Consider the following 20,929-nt stretch of genomic DNA (forward strand, 5'->3'; position numbering starts at 1 on the left):
CTAGAAGGATAAAGGTTTATTTTGATAGTAATCTAAAACTTTTAACTTGAATGTATAATCGTATTTTGCCTGAATGAGGTCGGATTGAGCTTTGGTGAAATTATTGCGGGCCACATTAAAGTCGGTGGCATTCATCACTCCATTGGCAAACCGAATCTCGGCATTTTTATAAGATTGCTCTAAAGCCGCCAATTGATTTTTAACGGCGATAAATTTCTTCTGGGCCGCTAAGGCATCCGCTACCGATTGCTGAATACTTTTTTGTAGCTGGTCCCGTACCAGTTCCGTATTGAGTACCGCATTCTGATGATTTATTTTAGAACGGCTAACGTTGTTCCGGGCCAAAAAACCGTTAAAGATCGGAACATTTAAGGATAAGCCAATATTCTTACTTTGGTTATCTTTTATTTGGTCAAAATATGGGTATTTCATAGTCCGAGAACCCGGAACAAAAATTTTCAACTCCTCTCCTGGTAATCCATCATTACTGGCAAATCCTAATGTTTGCTCTACCAGCGAACCAGTTGGTTCAAATAAAGGCCGGCCACTGGAATACAGCGTATTGTAACCGGCATTAAAAGAAAGTTGCGGGTAATAAGCGCTTCTGGAAATATCAATGCCGGCTAGAGCACTGCTTACGCGCAGATCAGCCGCTTTTACTTCCGGTAAATTTAATTGGGCGGTTTCAAATATTTGATTGGCATCTACAATTATCACGTCCTGGTCGGGGTCAGGAATAGCCGGTACCTCTAGTTCAAAAATTGCGTTAGGTAGATTCAATAATTGAGATAAGTTAAGCTTAGCAATGTCGATATTATTCTTGGCAGTAATAATATTTACATCATCCGAAGCTAATTGCGCTTTAAGTTCCAGCACATTAGTTTCCGGTACGGAACCAGCGTTGAATAACTTTTGGGTCCGGTCTAATTGCGCCAATGTACTACTGCGCAATAATTCGTTCGCTTTTAAAATTTCGTTATTGAAAATAATTTGAATGTAAAACGTGACTACGTTCAACATAATATCGTTCCGGGAGCGGGCCACATCCGCTACGGCTGCCTGATTATCAAAATTATTCCGCTTAATAGTATTTATTAACTGACCGCCAGAGAACAACGGCACACTGGCATAAACCTGCAAGTTATTGGATTTAATAGTTTCGCTGACGAAGCTGTTGGTAGTAGGGTCAATTGACCGGCCAGAATTTAAATTATAAGCGGTACTGCCGTTTATAGTTGGTAGCCGGTTTAATTGCGCTTGCCGCAATGTTACCCGGGATAAATCGGCTTGGAGTTGCGTCTGTTGAATCGTTAAATTGCTTTTTATTGCCTGGTCAATGCATTCTTGCAAAGTCCAAGTTTTAGGCTTGGTTTGAGCCATGGCTGGTTGGCTAAAGATAAAGCCAATTATGAAAGCCCCAGCCACTACTATTTTTTTGGAAAGATTTATCATCATAGGTCGATGTTGGGAATGTAGGTGATTTTTTTTATCCAGCTTAACTGACTAAGGTATTGAAGCGTAATGGGTTTTAAACCGGTATCCATTTGTATAAATTGGCGGGCTAGTTCGTTTTTAGCGCGCCGGGATACATTCATGGTGGCAATATTACAATCATCGTGGGCGATGACACTGCCAATAAAAGCAATGCTGCCTTTCATATCGTCGGCATCAATAATTAAAGTATGTAAAGTGGCCGAAAAATCGCACGAAAAACCATCTACTTCCACAATGCGGATAACGCCGCCGCCCCGACTTTCACCGATAACTTCTACTTGGTTGGTGGCGCCGGTTAACTCTAGCTTTACCGTATTGGGGTGGAGGGTAGAGGCATTGCCTACGGAACGAAACGTGTATTGTAATCCCGCTTCGGCGGCGTAAGTAAAAGCATCTCTCAAATGAACATCGTCGGTGGCAAAATCGAGTAAGCCGGCAACAACCGCCCGGTCCGAGCCGTGGCCTTCGTAGGTACGGGCAAATGAATTATAGAAAGTAATCGTCGCCGTGCGCGGTGTTTCCCCTAATATCCGGATAGCGGCTCGCGCAATTCGTACCACGCCGGCGGTATGCGAACTCGAAGGACCAATCATAACCGGTCCGATCATGTCAAAAATACTGCTTTTTTCGGCCATCTGACGAATATAGGAAGCTATACTTCAAAAAATCAAATTTACTTATTCGCTACAATTAAGAAAGTATTAGTTAAAATATTTAAGCGGCTTATATTAAATTTAGTATGAATGCTGTTTTTCCGGCTTTTCCTGCCATACTTTAATGTGCAAGATAAAGGTAAGTTTATTATGATAGATGCGAATAATTTTAAATGGGTTGCCCAAAGGATATCACCAGAATAAAAATTTAACCTTAAGTTTACAGGCAAAACTATTTTCCTTTTGTTTAATGAGCATGCCATTGGAGCCGCAGGTATTAGAACAACTAAAAAAGCTGGAAGAAAAATATTCGGCTTTAGGTCAGGATCTCGCTGCCTACCTGGAAGGATTGTATCACTCCGATTTTTTAAATTATTGGAATTATATTCACCTGGATACGCTGTTAAGTTTGCAAACCCCGCGAACTACTTTTCCGGACGAGAAAATTTTTATTTTGTATCACCAAATTACCGAGCTTTACTTTAAGCTTTGCCTGAATGAATACGAACAGATTGGAAACTTACCCGAAGAGGCTCTGTCGGAGTTAATTTTACGCATCAGCCGGATTAACCGTTATTTCGAAAACTTGATCGATTCGTTTGATGTGATGGTTGATGGCATGGACCCGAAAGAATTTTTACAGTTCCGGATGTCGTTAATGCCGGCCAGTGGCTTTCAGTCGGTGCAGTTTCGGATGATTGAAATTTGCTCGACCGATTTAAAAAACCTGATGGATAAAGAAAAGCGCAACGCCCTGGGTTTAACCGCCGGTCACGAAGAAATGATGGGTTGCATTTATTGGAAAGAAGGCGCAACAGAAGTGGATTCCGGTACTAAAACCTTAACCTTACTGCAATTCGAAGAAAAATACGCCGATACGCTTTCGGTATTTGCTTTAAAATTTAAAGATAAAAACGTTTGGGCCGTGGTAAAACGCTTGCCCGAAGCCGACCAGCAAAATCCAAAATTATTGCGCCAGTTGAAATTGCTGGATAGCAACGTAAATGTAAACTGGCCCTTAATGCATTTTAAATCAGCGGTGCGTTATTTAAAGAACGAGAAAGAAAGTCTGGCCGCTACCGGCGGCACTAATTGGCAGCAGTATTTACCGCCCAAATTCCAGAAGCGCATTTTTTTTCCCTCTATCTGGACCGATCAGGAAATAGAAGACTGGGGAAAAGGCTGGGTAGAAAAAGTATTAAGTGACTTGTAATTAAGTTGCAGGTTGTACGTTGTACGTTGTACGTTTTAAGGGTTAAGTTTCTATTGTATATAACCAAGTGGATTCAACTTCAACTCTATTACGCTTATCGAATTTGCTAAAAAAATGCTTTATTGCTTTTTAGTTGTGGTTATAGGCTTTTTTTATTTACAGCTAAATATCTCTTTTTCCTCAAAGTAGGTAATCGGCCTGTTTACGGAAGGAAGAAATTTTAAATACACAACACGTATTGTATCACCTACCCTGGTTAAATCTTCTTCTAAAGAGTCTGATTTATAATTTACCCCATGGTAGTAAAAGTTATACAATAAAGTAGCCTTATGGTATCTTATTCTTTTTGATTCATTAATTAGTATAGCTTCTCCACAGATACCATAATGTTTTACAAGAAAGTTAAATACAGGAGTCGAAAGAATTATACATAGAAAGTAACAGACGAATCCAATTCCCATTAATTTTCCAAGTAAACTATTAGAGTTTTTACGAATCATTTAGATATAAAAAGATTGCCTATAACGAACAAGTTAAAAAAATTCTTTATAAGCCATAATAATTCAATTATTATGGCTTATAAAGAATTTTTTTAACCGTAAAATCTCCAACCTAAGACGTATAACCTAATCCTAGGTTTTAGGTAGGATTACGGGGTCAAAGGAAGTAAAAACGGTTTCGGGCAGTTCATCGAAAACCTGGATATCGGTTAGCTTGGCTTTTCCCCGGTCGCCGGATAATTTAATTTTACCGTAAGTTTGGTAGTTTTGCCAGGGCATAACAAAAACCGGCGTTGAATCGGCGGCATTTCTGTAATGCGCCCATTTAGACACTAAGTGCGAAGATTTATTTACGTAAACGTGGTACTTATTATCGGGAGTAACGCCCACTTTTTGAAAAGTAAGCTGCAAAACATCCGCTTTCTGCCCGCCCGAAACGGTATCTTCCCCTACATATTTAAGAGTAACCCCCGAGTCTTTTAACTTAAATGGCATTACCAACCAATACGAATCGTTAATCCAGGCTTCTTTGCCTTCTTGCAGGTATTTGGCCAGAGAATCGGGCTGCGTAACTTCTGTCCCATTTTTAAAAACCTTGCCTTTACCCGTATTTATATTCACTAAAGTTTTAGTACCGTCTTTTAAATTTTCAATGCGCACATTCCCGGTATACTTATCCCAGATTAATTTCCGGACGTCGAAGAAGTTCCAGGCGATAAAGTGGGTGGCATCCCAGTTTTGGCGGCCGCCTTGCGCCGCCATCACCGAATCCGCAATCTGAATGGCTTTCGGGTCAGACCCAGTTAAATTAAAGCCATCCATCGGTGGGTTACCAGTTTGCTTTTGCTCTTCCTTCGATTGGCACATCTGGAAAGTAAGACAAGTAATTAGCAATACTAAGTTTAAAAAAGTAGTTGTCGTTTTCATAATGGTTTTTATAATGGATTAGGAACCTAAAAATCAACCTTATAGTAAATAGGAATCTTGTTTAAACAATGTCTTTGGCTAACGGTATATAGTTTTTTGTTTAGTTGCAAAATAAATGATACAATTTCGTTTCTTCAGAAAAAATATATAAATAATAAGGGTGCAAAAAGGTACCAGAATTTTCTAATTAAAATAAATAATTTGCTGATTATTAACTTAAAATGAAAAGATGCTACTTGCATTACTTAAAGTAAGTAGCCTAGAGAGAGCCAGAAAAAATTAATACTTTTTTTACGCCAGGGTTTCTTACTCTCTATTAACTCACCTACTCAGATGAATTTTTCAAGTGTTCTCCTGCTGTTTTTTGTTTGTAATTTCTTTATTAGTTGTTCATCGCAAAGCCAATCCAGGTCGGAAGAATTATATTCTGGCCATGCAACCAAAACTCCGGTTTCCCATCAGGCTTACAGCGAATTGTTGCAAAAGTATGTTTCGACCCAGGGGAAAGTAAATTATAAAGAATTTTTAAAAGACAGTGTTGCTTTAAATCAATACCTGCAAACCCTGAGCAATAATCCCCCCGCTGAAACCTGGAGCCGGGCCGAGCAACTGGCTTATTGGATAAACGCCTATAATGGTTTTACGCTGCAACTCATTTTACGCAACTATCCCCTAAAAAGCATCAAAGACATCGGCAGTAAAATTAAAATACCGTTCGTAAACACGCCCTGGGACGAGAAGTTTATTCGTATCGGACAATCCCGTATAGACTTAAACGAAATAGAACACAGTATTTTACGCCAAAAATTTAACGAGCCGCGCATCCATTTTGCCATTGTTTGCGCGTCGGTTTCTTGCCCGCCCTTGTTAAACAGGGCCTATACCGCCTCTGATTTAAACCAACAGCTAAATAAGCAAGCGCACCTATTTATCAATGATCCCAGCCGCAATAAGATTAAGCCTAATCAAATTCAGATTTCAAAGATATTTAGTTGGTTTAAAGGGGATTTTACCAAAAAAGAATCTTTAATAGGCTTTTTAAATAAATATTCCCGGGTAAAAATTAATCCGGATGCTCAGGTTTCCACGCTCGACTACAACTGGAATTTAAACGAATAGACGATAGACCATAGACGATAAACCATGGACCATAGACTATGGTCTATCGTCCATTGTCCATGGTCCATAGACAGGAGATCATTAATAATTTATGGAATAAGAAATACTGTTCTTTTCCCTTACTCCTGGTTTTTCGTTGGAAAGTTGAAAGATTATAAAGTTGGAAAGTTGACATAATAAAGTTAATATTATTTTATGTAAATGAAGTTAAATTTCAATCTATCAAAAGTTTACCGTTGCTTTCTGGTTATTAAACTTTCTAACCTTTCAACTTTCCAACCTTTCAACCGGCAACTATTTTACTGCGACCACTCGGTGGGTTCGCGGTCCCAACGGTGTTGTTTTAATTGGTGCAATAGTTCTTCAGGTAATCCTTTGCCGTCGCTGGCTTTTAAGTTAGCCTCGGCGTGATTCACTTTGCGCATACCCGGGATAACGGTTCCTACCTGCGGGTTACTTAAAATAAAACGAAGCGCCATTTCGGGCATCGTCATTCCGGCCGGAATCAAAGGTTTTAAAGCATCGGCGTGGTCTACGCTGGAATTTAGATTTTCCGGTACAAAATAAGTGCTGCGCCAGTCGTCGGCGGGGAAAGTAGTTTCTTTGGTAAAAGTGCCGGTTAAAGTGCCTTCATCAAATGGAACCCGAGCAATAATGCCCACATCTAATTTTTGGCAGAGCGGAAATAATGCGTCTTCGGGAGCTTGGTCGAATATATTATAAATTACCTGCACGGCTTCAATCAGTCCGGTTTGCAAAGTGTGCAGCACATTGTTCGGTTCCCAACGGTTCACGCTTACTCCCATTGCCTGAATTTTACCGGCTTTTTTTAGATCTTCTACGGCCCGCTGCCATTGCTCCTCTTGCGCCCAGGAATCTTCCCAGACGTGAAATTGCTGCAAGTCAATGGTCTCTACACGTAAGTTTTTCAGGCTTTTTTCGGTGTACTCCACAATGTGGTCGTACGGGAAGCAATCTTCCAGTTTAGACGCGCGGGTAGAAGGCCATTGAAAATTTTTAGGCGGAATTTTAGTGGCCAGGTACAGCTTTTTGTCGGCGTGCCGTTTTTGTAATTTACCTAAAATTTGTTCGCTGCGGCCCGAGCCATAACCCCAAGCCGTATCAAAAAAATTACAGCCTCGTTCCACCGACAAGTCCAGCGATTGATTAGATTCCTCATCGTCCGAACCGGTCCAACCGGCCAGGCCCCACATACCATAACCAATTTCACTCACTTGCCAGCCGGTGCGGCCAAATCTTCTGTATTCCATAGTTTATCATTTATTGTTAGTTGAAAAATTTTACAGTTAATTTTGTCTGAATCGCGGAATTCGGGTAATCCGTTTAATCTACAATTTAATTACTCGTGAAATCTGCGAAAATCCGCAATTCAGAAACTTTGTAATGCCTCGTATACTTTGTGTACCGGTAATCCCATAACATTGTAAAAAGAGCCTTCCAGCCGATAAATGGCTGCCATCCCCATCCAATCCTGCGCCCCGTAAGCCCCGGCTTTATCATAGGGTTGGTATTTTTCCAGGTACCAGGTAATTTCGGCTTCGCTTAATTCTTTAAAATACACCCGGGTTACGTCGTGAAAAATTACTTTATTTGGCCGGGAAAGTAAACAAACGCCCGTTATCACCTCGTGCGCTTTGCCCGAGAGGGAGCGAAGCATGGTTCGGGCTTCGTTTAAATCAGCGGGTTTATTTAAAACTTTATCTTCGAGACAAACAATGGTATCGGCGGTAAGTAAAACTTCGTTTTCTGCTAAACTTTCCCGATAAGCTGCTGCTTTTTTACCCGCTAGGTACTCGGCTATTTCGTGGCGGTGTAAATGCTCCGGAAAAGATTCCTCTACTTCTTTAACGCGCACCGTATAGTTTAAACCAAGTTTGGTCAATAGCTCTTGTCGGCGCGGAGAATTAGAGGCAAGGACTAACTTCGAGGTAAAATTCATTTTGTTTAATCGAACTAAATACAAATCCACTGATTACTTTCGGGTAGAAAAAAGTTGATTTCTGAGGCATGAGCGCCCCGCTGTAACAAACTGTTTTAACCTGCTCTATCGTAACTCCATTGGTAATAAAAGCTACCTCGGCCTCCTCGTGATCTACCCGGCTTAAACATTCGGCAAAATTCCGAATGTACTGAATTTCAGTACTGGTGCGCTGCGCCTCTTGCGAAATGCCGAGAATTTTTTCCAGCACAAAATAATGTAGTACCGTTAAATCCAGTTCTTTTACCACCGCGGGCAAGGGCCAGCTAATGTCGGCGTGAACCTCGGTCTTGAGGCGAATTTTGTATGGTTTTCCGCGCAGGTAAAGCCCAAAGGCCCATTTTTTTCCAATGATAATCTCGTTCAGGTCAAACGGGTCCGCTAGAGGAATAATGGTAAAATAAGCGGCAATTTTAGATAAGAATTCTTCGGAACTTAAAGGCAAATGCCGGAATAAGCGGTGCGTGGGTAAAATGCGTAAATCGCAACCTTCAGTGTTCGTCAGGTAAATAAAATGGTAATTATACGATTCAGTTCCGGTGTGGTCCGGGTTTGCCGCCCTGCTGGCTTTTCGGTACTGCAACGAGCTTTCGTAGCGGTGATGGCCATCGGCCAGCAACACCTGTTTGTCTTTTAATACGCGTATAAATTCTCGAACGGCAGCAGCATCCTGAATAACAGCTACCACATCCCGCACGCCTTGGTAATCTTCACTTTCGTGTAAGGGCGCCTGGATGCTTTCGTCCATGTACTTTTCGAGCAAAAAATCCGGATCGGTGTATAAGCCGTGAGTAGGACTAACCTGCAACTGGGTTTCGGTTAACAAGTCAATCCGGTCGTTTACCGAGGCCGGAATGGTATTTTCGTGACGCAACAAAACTTGTTCGTCCCAGTCGTACGCCTTTATTTGGCACATAAACCCTTTCCGGCAGTGTTCCTGCTCCGACCCAGGTAGCCGGAAGTATTGGTAATAAACGTAAATACCCGGTAAATAATCTTGTTTTAGGATGCCTTCCGTTTTCCAGGTTTGCAGCAATTGGGCGGCTTCTTTAGCGGGAAAAGTACCCTGGGGTACCGATAAATGAATGCTATTATAGGAATTTTGATAAAGCGCTTCCCGCTGTTTTAAAGAAACCACATCAAAAAGCGGGGAAGTTAAATCCTGAATGGAGTTGCTAAGTTCCTGGTTATAACGCCAGCCCCGCAAGGGAATAATTTCGGCCAAAGTAAGTAGAAGGTTTTAGGTTTTACGTTTATTAATGGCTATTACTCCTGCTAGGAGGTAAAGTTTAACATAAATTAAATTTTTATCCGGCTGCTTACTATAATTTTTGAACAGATTTCGAATAAAAATAAGTTAGAAAACGTAAAACTTGCTACTCAAGGAGCAAGTCGCGAAATCTGCCAGTCAGCATTCGTTACATTTTTAGTGTACACAATGCGATCGTGCAGCCGATTAGGGCGGCCTTGCCAAAATTCTACTAAGTGGGCCCGTACTAAGTAACCTCCCCAATGTTCGGGTCGGGGGATTTTAGGTAAACCCGCAAACTTAGCGGTATACTGTTCGTGGGCTTCTTCCAGTTCTTGCCGGTTGGTAACCCTTTTACTTTGCGGCGAAGCCCAGGCGCCAATTTGGCTGCCAAGGGGCCGGCTCCAGAAATAGGCATCGGATTCGTTTTCCGTTGTTTTTTCTACTTTCCCCTCAATTCGTACCTGCCGTTCCAGCTCGGGCCAAAAAAAAGTAAGCGCTACTGCTGAGTTATGGGCTATGTCTTGCCCTTTGTGGCTGAGATAATTGGTAAAAAAAAGAAACCCTTCCGCAGTTACACCTTTAAGCAAAACCACCCGGGCCGAAGGAGTTCCCACCGGATCGGCGGTAGCTAAAACCATAGCCGTTGGTTCGGGCAAAGCCGCTTGAATAGCTGCCTGCAGCCACGTATCAAATTGTTGGTAAGGATGAGCCGCCACACTGCTTTCATTTAATTCCTGTAAAGAATAGTTTTTCCGAATACTGGCAAGATCAACAGTTAAAGGCATATATATTATAATATTTATATTTTAAATGGCTTAAAATGCTAATTTTTCTAAATTATATCGCATATTTCATAAAATTGTAGTATTTTGCAGCTTAAAATCTTAATCCTTTTTTATTGATCGTAAAAGCATTAAGTATTTGCCGCCAGAACTATTCAAATTTGAGAAAATAATTCATACATAGTAGATTATTTTTCAAATTACTGCTACTATTAACCTCGAAATAGCGTAAAGCGAAAGGTTAATTCATGACCTTTAAAACAATTAACTCCGAAGTTTATTTTGATTATGACGAAAGTTAAAAGTGGCAGTATACTTATTTCTGAACCTTTTTTAGGCGACCCAAATTTTGAACGTACCGTAGTGCTGGTTTGCAAACACGATGAAGAAGGATCTTTTGGACTGGTACTGAACCGTAAAACCAATCTTAAGTTAAGTGATGTGCCCGAATTAGAACACCTGAACTTTGATATGGAACTGCATGTAGGCGGGCCCATGGAACATAATACTTTGCATTACATTCACCAGCTTACGGAATTAACCGAATCTATAACCTTAGGTTCTCATGTTTTTTGGGGCGGTGATTTTGAACAACTTAAATTTTTATTAAATACCAGTAAAATAGACCCGGACGACATCCGATTCTTTTTAGGTTATTCCGGTTGGTCGGCAGGCCAGTTGGAGGATGAAATAAAAAATAATGTTTGGATAGTAAATAATTCAGCAACTGATAATCTATTTCATTTAAATACGGATTCACTCTGGCGCGATATACTAAAACAAATGGGGGGGAAATACAAGATATTGTCTAATTACCCCATAGATCCAAGTTTAAATTAAACCAATCCGGCTTTGTAAGAAGCATAGAAAGCATGTTAGAAAACGAGAAAAATAGCCCATCCGGTAACGAGAACTTTCCATCTAATCTTCGTCCCGATGGAGGTAACCCACAGGAGATTTTAGAAAGAAGACTAGCCGAATTGAATGCCCGCGATAAAACCGAACCGCAAGCAATAGGAGGTACCCCCGGTCCGGATTTAACGGACCCAATGCCCTTGACCCAGGAAGAAATTGCCGAAGGGGCCGCCAATACTCCGGAAACTACTAATTCATCTGTACCGACCACTCTGGCAGAACCAGCCGTTGCGGATACTCCCATTCAAGCGTTAGCCGATGCCGAAAAACCAACGGGTACCGTGCACTTTGAAGTGCCGCCCGTGGAAAGCAGCGTAGTAAATCAGGCGGATGAAGTTTCGGGTTTTGAAGGCGATTTAACCAGCAATAACGACCTTGCTCCGGATGAACCATTTACCGAAACTATTTCGGATGCCCTGGAGTCGCCGGATGCGGAATCGGACGTTAAAGACGCACCCTCTACTCCCGATGATAAAACGGCTCTTACTCCTTCCGAAATGAGTACCGCTGGAATTGTTCCGGAACAAGAAGCACCGGCGGTAAACCCCGAAAAAACTGATCCGGAAATTACCAACTTAGTTTTAGAAGATACCGAACATCCGGACGAAGCGCATTCCGACGATTACATTCCGGAAATAGATTACAGTACTTTACCGGCTCCTGAACTAAAAAAGCAGCTGCTAAAAGCCTATAAAACTTCGGATCCGCGAAAAAATGCCCGGCAAATTTTTGAAATGTACCGGCAGTATGAACTGCGGGTAGCGGCCGAAAAACACGATGCTTTAGAAAAGTTTGTATCCGAAGGGGGCGATGCCGAAGACTTTGCTTTTCATCCTGGTCCGGAAAACCAGGAAATTGAACGTGGCTTCCAGCAGTTCCGGGAAAACCGCAACCGGGAGCTGAAAAACGAAGAAGAGCAAAAAGAAAAAAACTTAAAGCGCAAAAACGAATTGCTCGAACAACTACGGGCCTTAGTAGAATCTGCGGAAACAAAAAATAGCGCTGATAAACTCAAAGCGATTCAAAGCGAATGGAAGGCCATTGGCGCGGTACCTACTTCGGATGCCCAACAACTCTGGAATTCTTTCCACGCGCTGTTAGATAAGTTTTACAATAACCGGAGCATTTTCTTCGAACTGAAAGAACTCGACCGGAAGAAAAATCTGCAACAAAAAATTCAGTTATGTGAACGCGCCGAAGGCTTATTAACCAATCCTTCCATCAACGCTTCTTTGCAGGAATTACGGCATTTACACGAAGAATGGAAAAATATTGGCCCGGTACCGAATGAATCGCGGGATGCCATCTGGGAACGGTTTATTCAGGCTTCCGAAAGAATTCACGAGCGCAAAAAAGAATATTTAACCGTCCGAAAATCGCAGGAGCAGGAAAATTTACAGCGTAAATTAAATGTTCTCGAAATCGTAGCGCCTTATCAGAACTTTAACTCGGACCGCATTAACGATTGGCGCGATAAAACCGACGAAATTCAAAAGATAAAAGAACAATGGGATAGCATAGGTCTGGTGCCGAAAGAAAATGCCGACGATGTAAACCGCCGGTTCTGGAGCAGCTACAAAGCTTTTTACCAACATAAAAATGCTTTCTTTAAACAGCTCGACGAACAAAAAATGCAGAACCTCCGGCACAAAACCGAGTTGTGCGAGCAGGCCGAAGCCTTGAAGAACAGCACCGATTGGGATGAAACGAAAGAACGTTTGATTCAGTTGCAGAAAAAATGGAAAACCATTGGCCGGGTGCCGGATAAGTATTCCGATAAAATCTGGAACCGTTTTCGGGCTGCTTGTAACGAATTTTTTGACCGGAAGCAAAACCAGCAACAGCAAAAAGAAGCAGAGCTGGAACGGGCCGCTTCGGAGAAAACCGCTTATTACGATAAACTAGCCAGTCGACTAAGTACGCCGACGCCTACCGTTGGTTCTCTAGAGGAGTTTAATCAATTGCTCAGCGATTGGCGTAGCTTTGATGAAGCCGGTCAGCGACCAAACGGGAAATTGGAAGAACGCTTTTTTGATTTATTACAGAAATACCTGGATACGGTTCCGGATTTAAGTTACGAAAGAAAAAATGAATTAGCCTTTCAACTTCAACTGGACCGATTACGTAATCATCCGGATGCTTCGCATAAATTGTATCAGAAAGAGCAAAATATCCGGAAAGAGATCAGTACTCTGGAGAACGATATTAGTACTTTGCGCACGAATATCGAGTTTTTTGCCCGCTCTAAAAACGCCGAGAAACTGCGCCAGGAATACCAGCAGCGAATTGAAGATGCTACTTCTCGGATGAATGTGCTTAAAAACCAACTACGGGCCATTCGTTCTTGATAAATATTCTTTTTGATTTTCAAGGATTTGCTAAAAATTGCCAGAATACTTAACTAAGGAATTTGGATTATTAAGCAGGTTTACTAATTTTGTATCCGCTTCCAAACACGAAGCAATCGTTCATTAAAAAGCCTCCTTAGCTCAGCTGGTAGAGCAACTGACTTGTAATCAGTAGGTCGTTGGTTCGATTCCGACAGGGGGCTCCTTAAGATCAAGCACTTGTAGGGTTTAACCTTGTAAGTGCTTTTTTATTGGTATCTGGTTTGTTTCCTTTAAAAAATTTATTAGAATCAGAAGCTTTATCTATTCTTTAAAGATTCCTGAATCTGAAATTATCTTTTTAATTCGTTCTCTTTGGTTTCGCAGCAATTTTCTTTTAAGATAATCTAAACTGCCTTTTAAATAAATCTTTTGGCTCTCCTCGTGCTCAAGAATGAATGAAGCAATTTCCTTGCATTCTCGTGCCTTTGCGGAACTGACTAGTAAGTGGCTGGTGGAGTAGGGGAAATGTTCCGGACTACTTCTAAAGCATAAGCTAGTAGGAGTGCCGCTACTGGTTGGATGCTGTTGATGGATAATTTTAAAGGACTATATCTAATACTCACCTGGACTATTCAAGAGTAAATTGAGTAAAAAATCTAGTGATCCGCCGGGATTTGAACTGCTGTATGTATATAAAAGGTTGCCCTTAGTACTCCGGATTAGATAAATAGCTTAAATACCGAAATTAGCCTCAAAATAACTAACTTTGCGCCTCTTTTTTTTAATTTTATACCGTACAATTAATTAATAATTACATTACACTTCTTACAGTTTTTCATTTAAATAACGCATGGAATTAGTATACTGGGGTATTATTATCCTGCCTATTCTGGTGTTCTGTGTAGCAATTATTGCAATTTATGTGCATAGATACTACGAGCGCATACCGGGCACTTCTACAAGCAAAAAGGGCTGGCATAAAAAGAAACGCAGGAAAAGATTAAAGTTAAATTGGGAAGATGAAGATTTTTAACTTGTTTACTTAATGCTGATGGTAAAACGGTAATGATACCGGCAAGGAGCTTTTTTTAGCCGGCGATACTACCACGAAAGGTAAAAGTAAAAAGCCAGTGGTTCAAGGGAACGAGAAAGCCGTTCTTGTTTTACAGGATTAAATAATCTCTAGAAAGAAGAAAGTAAGTACGTACGGGGACAAAATTTCTTAGATCTTGCGGACGTCGCAATTGCTGTAATAAAGCGTTGATTATTGATATGTTAAATCTAAATAAGTCTACTATCTACTATTTTAATACTGGGGTTTCTTTACTTACTAAGTTAGACGGGTAATACATAAATTGAAAAAGTAAATCCGAACTTACAACTACCCGAACGGGGGAGAAGATTTAAAGGTGAAATGCTGCTTGTGTTATAAATTATTACCGTATTATTTTTACCCTCATGGAATTACAAACCTTATACTCAGATGAAACCGCTCAAGTTCACGTTAATCAGGAGGATTCCTATATTGGAATAAGGTGGTTAACTCATCCGGAAAGTTCTACTTTTCGGGATATAATTACCCGGGCGCATGCGTACGCGCACGAGCATCATTTAACGAAATGGTTGTGCAATATGGAACAAGCTGAGTTTCTGGAGTTAGCCGATCAGCATTGGCTGGTGGAGGAGATATTTACCGCTTTTAACCCGCAATTGCAGCACGATTATGCCTATATTATTCGGCCCTTGGTGGCAGAAGTATTAACAACCTATCACATTCAGGATTTAGTGCAGGTGGATGAACAATTAAAAGAAAAAGTAAATGTTGCCGTATTCATGGATATTGACCAGGCGTACCAATGGCTTTTTACCTCTAGTAATCCGGTAACTTTACCACCGCAGCCCTAAGTAAATGGAGTAAGTTTAATTTCAAATAACGAGTTATACCCAATCGTACTTATTGGTTTCCAGAAAGTAGTGTAATGGGGAAGCAAACCTGCTAGGTTTCCAAAGCAGGCTTGTCCGAAACCGAGATTCTGGCTATGCCCATCAAACTTACACTTCTCTTTTCCGTCATCATTTTAAGAGGCCTTGAAAAAAGAAAATGCTATATTTTACTTATATCCAATGGCAAGGAATAAGACGTATGAGTAAGGAGCAGTAGCTAAATGAAATAACATCAGTTTCGCTGTAGAGGGCCTCTAAAGTTTCGGTCCCGCAGGCATTCCGACGGGTAGGGGCGTGCTGCGCACGTTCCCACCCGCCTGCAAGACCCAAACGTGGCCCATCGGCCACGAGGCAAACCGGTTACTTCTCAAACCGCATTCGCACCGCTTTATTGAGAAGGGAACAGTCTCAACGGATAAACCGTTCCGGGTACATCTTCCTTATTATAATCTAAGTACTTCAACAGAATTAGTTGAAATTACCATTTGAGGTAACTTACGGATTCTCCTAAATTAATTAGTCGAACAACGAACAACGAATAACCCACAACTACTTAGTTATTACCTAATTTATTTTTCTAACCATTCGGCGGCTTGCTGGTAATCATCAAAAATTTGCATCCGGAAAGAATTATTAATTTTAACGTACATCTGCTCCGCCGATAAACGCGCCATGGATTCGGGGCTGACCACGTGGGCAAACTGGGTTAATCCTAAGGCAATCGCCCGCGGAGTCCAATCCTGAGCAATCCAATCGGTGGCGTGCTCCCAAGGACCTAAAACCTGGCGATTATCATTTAACAGCCGCGGGCATTTAACTTGTTGAATCACCTCTAAACAAGCATTGGCTCCCTGTATAACACTTTCCAAAGTTTGGTAACCTTGCCAATCATTATACACCCACTGATGCCGGGCATCATAACTAATCGTGAGAAAATTCTTCCCGAAAGCATTCGTAATTTCGCGTTTCAAGTAGCTGTTTTTTAGCGATAAATATACTACAACAAAGTAAGATTTTCGTTGGCAATAAGCAAGCCGGAGGACATAATTAGAAAGAGGAGTTGAGTAATCCGGTTGGTTCGGAAACAAGGTACTACTATTTCACCTGTTAAAGTAATTTGTACCGTTAAATTAATTACCAGATAATTTAGAAATCAGTAAATACGTGACACCATCGTACTCCTGGCAGTTGCAACTATACTGACATAAATGCTGAAACCGGCTTTCGAAACGAGTAATGACCAAATCGGGAATAGAACGATTTTTCATTTGGCGGGCATCCATTACTAAAATATAAGCTTTGGTTTCGGCTATGGTGAGCACTTGCTTGAGAAAGAGAGGAGAAGGCTCAATTAAATACTCCCATACGGCTTCTTTTGTCTTGACCATTTCCATCCCACTCTCCTACGTACGTGCTGTTTGTTGTGTCCGTATTTATTACGGTTACTTGTTTATACTGATGCCATAAATTATAGTTGATAAAAGTTTAAGTAATTCTACGCATTAGCTTTGAAAAAATAACTCCGATAAACTTTAAGTTATCGAGCCGGCATTCGTTGAAATACGTAAGTATCTATTTTAGAATTGAAAGAAACAACTTTACTTAACACCAGCAGGAGCAAAACAAGTGCTTGGTTTGAAAACAAGGTAATTTCTTTGTAATTCGTCCGGAAAAAGAAGACACCATCTGTTTGTACTCGCGCGATGATTTCTCTACGCAAATTTAATGCGCCATGACTTAAAATAAAAAGGACTAGTCTGTTGAGGAAAGGAAAGAATAGGCGTCAAACTCCTGCCTCCGGAAAAAAGCAGAAGTTATAAATAGAACGTAATTACTTCTTAGATTATGAGCTTAGCCAATATAGATTTGAGTAAGTATAGTATTGTTCGGCACCGGGATACCGATAAAGTGTACCTGTTCGAGACCGCCTTGCACTCCCGGTTTCAAGAAGCAGATGAAAACCAGGATTATTTGTGTTACGCTTTAGATATTAACGGAAAAATCAATTATACGGACCAGTATCATTTTACCAAGGAAAAGCTTTACTGGCAGCCGGTGAGTCTTAGATGAACGAAATTATTAGTACCTTTAAGGTTAGGTTTTAAGTAAAGGAAAAGAGATAAAAATTGTAACTAAATGGCGTTTTATCGGCGCTATTTAGTTGCAGTTATTCTCCAGGGCTTGCCCCTGGGAAACGACTTAGCCTACCGAATAATCAAACTCCCAGTCGAATAATCAAACTCCCAGTACTGGATAGACGGCACCAGATAATTCAAGGGTTAAATTAATTTTCTTCCAAAAAGAAGAAAAGATTTAACTTTTCGGAATTTAGATGTAAAAAGTAGTGCCTTTATTTTCCTGGTTTTCAAACCAAATATGGCCTTGGCGTCATTCTACAATGGTTTTAATAATGGACATGCCCAGACCCACGGAAGGCTCGCCTTTAATACCAGGTCGCCGGGCCTGGTTAAATTTCTCGAATAAAGTAGCATGGTATTTACCGGAATGCCAATCCCCATGTTGGCTATTTGAATGATTATTGTTACTTCTTTTTCTTCCACCCTCACGGTAATTTCCCCCCAGCGGGCGTAACCTTAATGGCATTGGAAATGAAATTATTAATAACCTGCACCAACTCTACCCGCCGCTTGATAACCTGGGTTTGAGAAGATTCCAGAAACTCTTGTCGCATAAATTCCTGAATCAATTGGGTTCCCTGCTTACTGCAATTTTCAATGGTAGCGATAAACTGCTGTACCTGTTCGTTTTCCAAAGATTTTAAATCTTCCTCCAAGGCTTGGGATAAAGTTTAAATCATGGCCAAAGGGCCCGCTAAATCGTGGGAAAGGATGTTTAAAATGGTATCCTTTTTTTCGGAGTACTTTTTTTAATAATCATTATATTTTTTGACAGCCGTTACATCTTCGGCCTGGCCAATAATCACCTGTTCGTCATCCAAAAGGATAGGCCGTAAACAAATCCAGCGTTCGGGCTGTTTAGGAGTTTGAATGCGAAATTCGATATCGTTAACCAGGGCGCCCTCCCGTAAATCCTGGAAGGTTTGCTTTAAGTGAGATTTATCCTCCGGATGAATTGTTTTCCATAAAGAAGCCGGGTTTTTCATAACGCTCTTCCGGTTCCGGGACCATACTTTCTCGAAGGCTTGGTTCAGCAATGTGAATTGATTATCTGCCAGTTGGTAGGCAAAAACCACTTGGTTGGTACTTTTAGCTACTATTTCTAAGTAATGCAGATTCAGGTTTTCCATAATCGTGATATAGTAAATAATGCTAATAACCCTGCCAGCCACTATTTAGCTATTTACAGGGGTAGAGAATATCCCGAAGCTTCCTGGCGGGCTAATTATTACTGTTTCCGGAGATTAAGAGTAAAGGTTATCGTCCGGCCGGTTTTCAGGGCGGTAAATTGTAGCTGAGCTATAAACAGTAGAATTAATTTATTTTTTGAAAAACCAGAGATAAGCCGGAACTTACGTGGGTTTAGGTAAAATAACTTTAGAGAGCAACTTGTAAGGATTTATAAAGGTCGGATAAAAGATTTCTGCTTATAAGCAAACCCCTATAAAAACCTTTAACTTTGTTCTTCCAAAGGTAAAATGAAAGTGTAAAGCTTTCTTGCAGGTAAAGCTAGCTTTTACTTCTTAAAAATTTTGTTTCTGATCGAACAGATTTCCTATGCTTATAAGTTGTCGTTTTTAGTAACCTAATCTACCATTTTCTACATGATTTATTCGTACGACAACTTATTGCAGGATCTGGAAGCAGTAAGGCAAATATCCTTTGTTCCGAGTATGTTGGAAATTATTTGCCAAGTAACCGGAATGGGATTTGCCGCGGTGGCCCGGGTAACTCCCGATAAATGGATTGCCTGCAGTGTGCGGGACGAAGTGCAATTTGGCTTAGAGGCCGGGGGAGAGCTGCCCATTAAAACTACGCTCTGCAATGAGATTAGAGATCACCGGAAACCAATTATCATTGATAATGTGGCGCAAGACCCAGAGTATAATAACCATCATACGCCTAAAATATACGGGTTGCAAAGTTACATTTCCTTTCCTATTATTTTAAAAAATGGCACCTTTTTCGGCACGTTGTGCGCCATTGATTCGAAACCAGCGCAGTTGAACAACAAGAAAATTGTGGACACTTTCACCATGTTTGCCGAACTCTTATCCTATCATTTACAAAGTCAGGATTTACTGGAACGAAGTTACTGCGCCACCGTAGAATTATAGAATAAAAATACTATTCTGACGAACGCCAATAATGACCTCGACACCATTGTTTATACGGCTGCCCACGATTTAAAATCCCCCATCACCAATATAGAAAGCTTAGTAGCGGCGCTCTCGTACTCGGTAGAAGCAGAAAATTTTAACCGGGAAGAGATGAATCAAATTATCAGGTTAATGCAGTCTTCTTTAAAAAGTTTTCATACCACCATTCAGGATTTAACCACCATTATTGAGGCGGATACGAGTAAGAGCGAAGAAAAACCAGAGGAAATACACCTTCGGGAGTTGGTAGAAAGTGTAAAATGGGATTTACAGCAATTAATAGAAGAATCGCGGGCCAAAATTGAGGTAACGGGGGAAGAGAACATTTCGCTGCATTATCCCAGAAAATACTTTAAAAGTATTCTGTATAATTTGTTAAACAATGCGCTAAAATACCGCTCCCCGGTCAGAACACCGGTGGTAGTAGTAGCAATAAAGCAAGTAAACGGAAAAATTTATTTATCTGTAACGGATAATGGTTTGGGTATTTCTGAGGACCAAAAGATAAAGTATTTACCTTATTTAAACGCTTCCATAACCACGTAGAAGGTAGCGGCTTGGGTTTGTACATTGTTAAAAAGATGGTGGAGTACGGCAACGGGCAAATACAAGTAAATAGTACCCTGGATCAAGGAACTACCATTACCATTACATTTTAAATTGACTGGCAAAAGCTTCTGAGTAATGGAAATCAATTATATCCAATCAGTTAAAACAACTGCCCTAACGATGGCGGATGAAACCCTGTAGGTTTCCCAAACAGGATTGTCCGAAACCCAGGCCTAAAATCCATCAATCTCTTCTCACTTCCCTCTCTTCTGGTCATCCTGGAAGGATCTAACCCGTTTAAAGCGACAGCTGGGGCGGAATTCAGGTAGTTTTTCTTCCATTCAAGAGGCAATCTAGTAAATACTATCCGGAATAATATTTCAAGAAAGAACCATTTGCCTGAGAAAGAACTTGTATCGAATGCATTTAACCGTACTTACCGGACTGCGGTAAACAGATTTTTAAGGAGATAAGCTGATTAGCCTTACTTTCTGCCGTCCGTCATGTTATGCTGAATAAATTGTTGGAGTACCTGAACCGGCGACTCTTCCTCCGGGTGGGGTAAAGCAACGCTTTCCGGATTAACGTAACCTTTTAAACCAGTGAGTGCAGCTTCATCGACGCTTCTAAAACCCATACTCCAGTTCTCAAACACACGTTGGGAGATGGAACCATCGGCTAATTTAATCAAATTCGTGTGATGATAATCTTGGCAGATTTTGGCGAATAATTTTCTTAAGGCTTCTTCGGCTCCTTCAATTAACTGTACGTAATGCTCGCCACTGTATAAGAGCATCCCCGTAATATTATCTCGTAAATTGTTGCGGCGGTATTGGGTTAACATGGCGGTTAATTCTTCTTCCTGGACGAGTACCAGGGCGGTACTCATGTACATGATATGATGCATGGGCCGTGGGTTTAAACAAACAGGTAAACAAGAAAATACATAAATAGC

The 20,929-nt window shown here is 40.9% G+C and carries 23 protein-coding genes and 1 tRNA gene; 11 read left to right on the forward strand and 13 right to left on the reverse strand.

Annotated features, from left to right (window positions below; genetic code table 11):
- Both AHMF7605_RS03225 and sdaAB read right to left on the reverse strand, forming a co-directional pair.
- Positions 1–1,455 carry a TolC family protein gene (locus AHMF7605_RS03225; protein WP_106926393.1) on the reverse strand — a complete coding sequence of 485 codons (1,455 nt, stop codon included), beginning with the start codon at positions 1,453–1,455 and terminating at the stop codon, positions 1–3.
- Positions 1,452–2,129, reverse strand: coding sequence for an L-serine ammonia-lyase, iron-sulfur-dependent subunit beta (gene sdaAB / locus AHMF7605_RS03230; protein WP_106926395.1), 678 nt, complete (start codon positions 2,127–2,129; stop codon positions 1,452–1,454). Before sdaAB ends, AHMF7605_RS03225 begins: the two co-directional genes overlap by 4 nt.
- A 175-nt stretch (positions 2,130–2,304) precedes the next feature.
- Between sdaAB and AHMF7605_RS03235 the strand changes: the two genes are divergently transcribed.
- Positions 2,305–3,360, forward strand: coding sequence for a tryptophan 2,3-dioxygenase family protein (locus AHMF7605_RS03235; protein ID WP_317046492.1), 1,056 nt, complete (start codon positions 2,305–2,307; stop codon positions 3,358–3,360).
- 632 nt (positions 3,361–3,992) lie between these two features.
- Here AHMF7605_RS03235 and AHMF7605_RS03245 read toward each other — a convergent pair.
- The gene (locus tag AHMF7605_RS03245) at positions 3,993–4,787 is read right to left on the reverse strand and encodes a hypothetical protein (protein ID WP_233218919.1); all 795 of its coding nucleotides are present in this window, start codon (positions 4,785–4,787) and stop codon (positions 3,993–3,995) included.
- A gap of 333 nt (positions 4,788–5,120) precedes the next feature.
- Between AHMF7605_RS03245 and AHMF7605_RS03250 the strand changes: the two genes are divergently transcribed.
- On the forward strand, positions 5,121–5,906 hold the full coding sequence (locus AHMF7605_RS03250) for a DUF547 domain-containing protein (RefSeq protein WP_106926401.1): 786 nt from the start codon (positions 5,121–5,123) through the stop codon (positions 5,904–5,906).
- A gap of 299 nt (positions 5,907–6,205) precedes the next feature.
- On the opposite strand, the gene AHMF7605_RS03255 is transcribed toward AHMF7605_RS03250, so the two are convergent.
- The 4 genes from AHMF7605_RS03255 to pdxH all read right to left on the reverse strand — a co-directional run bounded on the left by AHMF7605_RS03255 (position 6,206) and on the right by pdxH (position 9,942).
- A complete protein-coding gene (locus AHMF7605_RS03255; RefSeq protein WP_106926403.1) occupies positions 6,206–7,177 on the reverse strand; it encodes an aldo/keto reductase in 972 nt (323 codons plus the stop codon).
- Between the two features lie 119 nt (positions 7,178–7,296).
- On the reverse strand, positions 7,297–7,866 hold the full coding sequence (locus AHMF7605_RS03260) for a Maf family nucleotide pyrophosphatase (RefSeq protein ID WP_106926406.1): 570 nt from the start codon (positions 7,864–7,866) through the stop codon (positions 7,297–7,299).
- Complete coding sequence (locus AHMF7605_RS03265; RefSeq protein ID WP_106926408.1) at positions 7,832–9,130, reverse strand: DUF1015 domain-containing protein; 1,299 nt, start codon at positions 9,128–9,130, stop codon at positions 7,832–7,834. The genes AHMF7605_RS03260 and AHMF7605_RS03265 overlap by 35 nt, the downstream gene beginning before the upstream one ends.
- Before the next feature lie 155 nt (positions 9,131–9,285).
- Positions 9,286–9,942, reverse strand: a complete 657-nt coding sequence (pdxH, locus tag AHMF7605_RS03270; protein ID WP_106926410.1) for a pyridoxamine 5'-phosphate oxidase — start codon at positions 9,940–9,942, stop codon at positions 9,286–9,288.
- Positions 9,943–10,227: 285 nt separating this feature from the next.
- Here pdxH and AHMF7605_RS03275 point away from each other — a divergent pair, with 285 nt between their 5' ends.
- The 5 genes from AHMF7605_RS03275 to AHMF7605_RS03295 all read left to right on the forward strand — a co-directional run bounded on the left by AHMF7605_RS03275 (position 10,228) and on the right by AHMF7605_RS03295 (position 15,089).
- Positions 10,228–10,779 (forward strand): YqgE/AlgH family protein, encoded by a 552-nt coding sequence (locus AHMF7605_RS03275; RefSeq protein WP_106926412.1) that lies wholly within the window; start codon positions 10,228–10,230, stop codon positions 10,777–10,779.
- A gap of 32 nt (positions 10,780–10,811) precedes the next feature.
- The gene (locus AHMF7605_RS03280) at positions 10,812–13,202 is read left to right on the forward strand and encodes a DUF349 domain-containing protein (protein WP_233218926.1); all 2,391 of its coding nucleotides are present in this window, start codon (positions 10,812–10,814) and stop codon (positions 13,200–13,202) included.
- Positions 13,203–13,332: 130 nt separating this feature from the next.
- Positions 13,333–13,405: transfer RNA gene (locus AHMF7605_RS03285), tRNA-Thr, on the forward strand.
- A 629-nt stretch (positions 13,406–14,034) separates the two neighbouring features.
- Positions 14,035–14,217 carry a hypothetical protein gene (locus AHMF7605_RS03290; protein WP_106926414.1) on the forward strand — a complete coding sequence of 61 codons (183 nt, stop codon included), beginning with the start codon at positions 14,035–14,037 and terminating at the stop codon, positions 14,215–14,217.
- A gap of 425 nt (positions 14,218–14,642) precedes the next feature.
- A complete protein-coding gene (locus AHMF7605_RS03295) occupies positions 14,643–15,089 on the forward strand; it encodes a hypothetical protein (RefSeq protein WP_106926416.1) in 447 nt (148 codons plus the stop codon).
- A gap of 608 nt (positions 15,090–15,697) precedes the next feature.
- Here the strand turns inward: AHMF7605_RS03295 and AHMF7605_RS03300 are convergent.
- Both AHMF7605_RS03300 and AHMF7605_RS03305 read right to left on the reverse strand, forming a co-directional pair.
- A complete protein-coding gene (locus tag AHMF7605_RS03300; protein ID WP_146153504.1) occupies positions 15,698–16,099 on the reverse strand; it encodes a hypothetical protein in 402 nt (133 codons plus the stop codon).
- A 159-nt stretch (positions 16,100–16,258) separates the two neighbouring features.
- A complete protein-coding gene (locus AHMF7605_RS03305; RefSeq protein WP_158267445.1) occupies positions 16,259–16,516 on the reverse strand; it encodes a hypothetical protein in 258 nt (85 codons plus the stop codon).
- A gap of 457 nt (positions 16,517–16,973) precedes the next feature.
- On the opposite strand from AHMF7605_RS03305, the gene AHMF7605_RS03310 reads away from it, so the two are divergent.
- Positions 16,974–17,198 carry a hypothetical protein gene (locus tag AHMF7605_RS03310; protein WP_106926422.1) on the forward strand — a complete coding sequence of 75 codons (225 nt, stop codon included), beginning with the start codon at positions 16,974–16,976 and terminating at the stop codon, positions 17,196–17,198.
- A gap of 318 nt (positions 17,199–17,516) precedes the next feature.
- On the opposite strand, the gene AHMF7605_RS29435 is transcribed toward AHMF7605_RS03310, so the two are convergent.
- From AHMF7605_RS29435 to AHMF7605_RS03320, 3 genes are all read right to left on the reverse strand, one after another.
- Positions 17,517–17,732: a hypothetical protein gene (locus AHMF7605_RS29435; protein WP_146153505.1), complete on the reverse strand. Its 216-nt coding sequence runs from the start codon at positions 17,730–17,732 to the stop codon at positions 17,517–17,519.
- Positions 17,692–17,901, reverse strand: coding sequence for an ATP-binding protein (locus AHMF7605_RS03315; protein WP_158267446.1), 210 nt, complete (start codon positions 17,899–17,901; stop codon positions 17,692–17,694). Before AHMF7605_RS03315 ends, AHMF7605_RS29435 begins: the two co-directional genes overlap by 41 nt.
- Positions 17,902–18,015: 114 nt before the next feature.
- A complete protein-coding gene (locus tag AHMF7605_RS03320; protein WP_146153506.1) occupies positions 18,016–18,396 on the reverse strand; it encodes a PAS domain-containing protein in 381 nt (126 codons plus the stop codon).
- A 474-nt stretch (positions 18,397–18,870) separates the two neighbouring features.
- Between AHMF7605_RS03320 and AHMF7605_RS30400 the strand changes: the two genes are divergently transcribed.
- The 3 genes from AHMF7605_RS30400 (at position 18,871) to AHMF7605_RS30410 (ending at position 20,084) form a co-directional block, all read left to right on the forward strand.
- Positions 18,871–19,383 (forward strand): GAF domain-containing protein, encoded by a 513-nt coding sequence (locus AHMF7605_RS30400; protein ID WP_233218927.1) that lies wholly within the window; start codon positions 18,871–18,873, stop codon positions 19,381–19,383.
- Positions 19,384–19,536: 153 nt separating this feature from the next.
- Complete coding sequence (locus AHMF7605_RS30405; RefSeq protein WP_233218928.1) at positions 19,537–19,971, forward strand: ATP-binding protein; 435 nt, start codon at positions 19,537–19,539, stop codon at positions 19,969–19,971.
- A gap of 11 nt (positions 19,972–19,982) precedes the next feature.
- A complete protein-coding gene (locus AHMF7605_RS30410; protein ID WP_394336185.1) occupies positions 19,983–20,084 on the forward strand; it encodes a hypothetical protein in 102 nt (33 codons plus the stop codon).
- Positions 20,085–20,458: 374 nt separating this feature from the next.
- On the opposite strand, the gene AHMF7605_RS03330 is transcribed toward AHMF7605_RS30410, so the two are convergent.
- Complete coding sequence (locus AHMF7605_RS03330) at positions 20,459–20,881, reverse strand: BLUF domain-containing protein (protein WP_106926428.1); 423 nt, start codon at positions 20,879–20,881, stop codon at positions 20,459–20,461.
- Positions 20,882–20,929 lie beyond the last annotated feature (48 nt).

The sequence above is a fragment of the Adhaeribacter arboris genome (assembly GCF_003023845.1).
GTDB lineage: Bacteria > Bacteroidota > Bacteroidia > Cytophagales > Hymenobacteraceae > Adhaeribacter > Adhaeribacter arboris.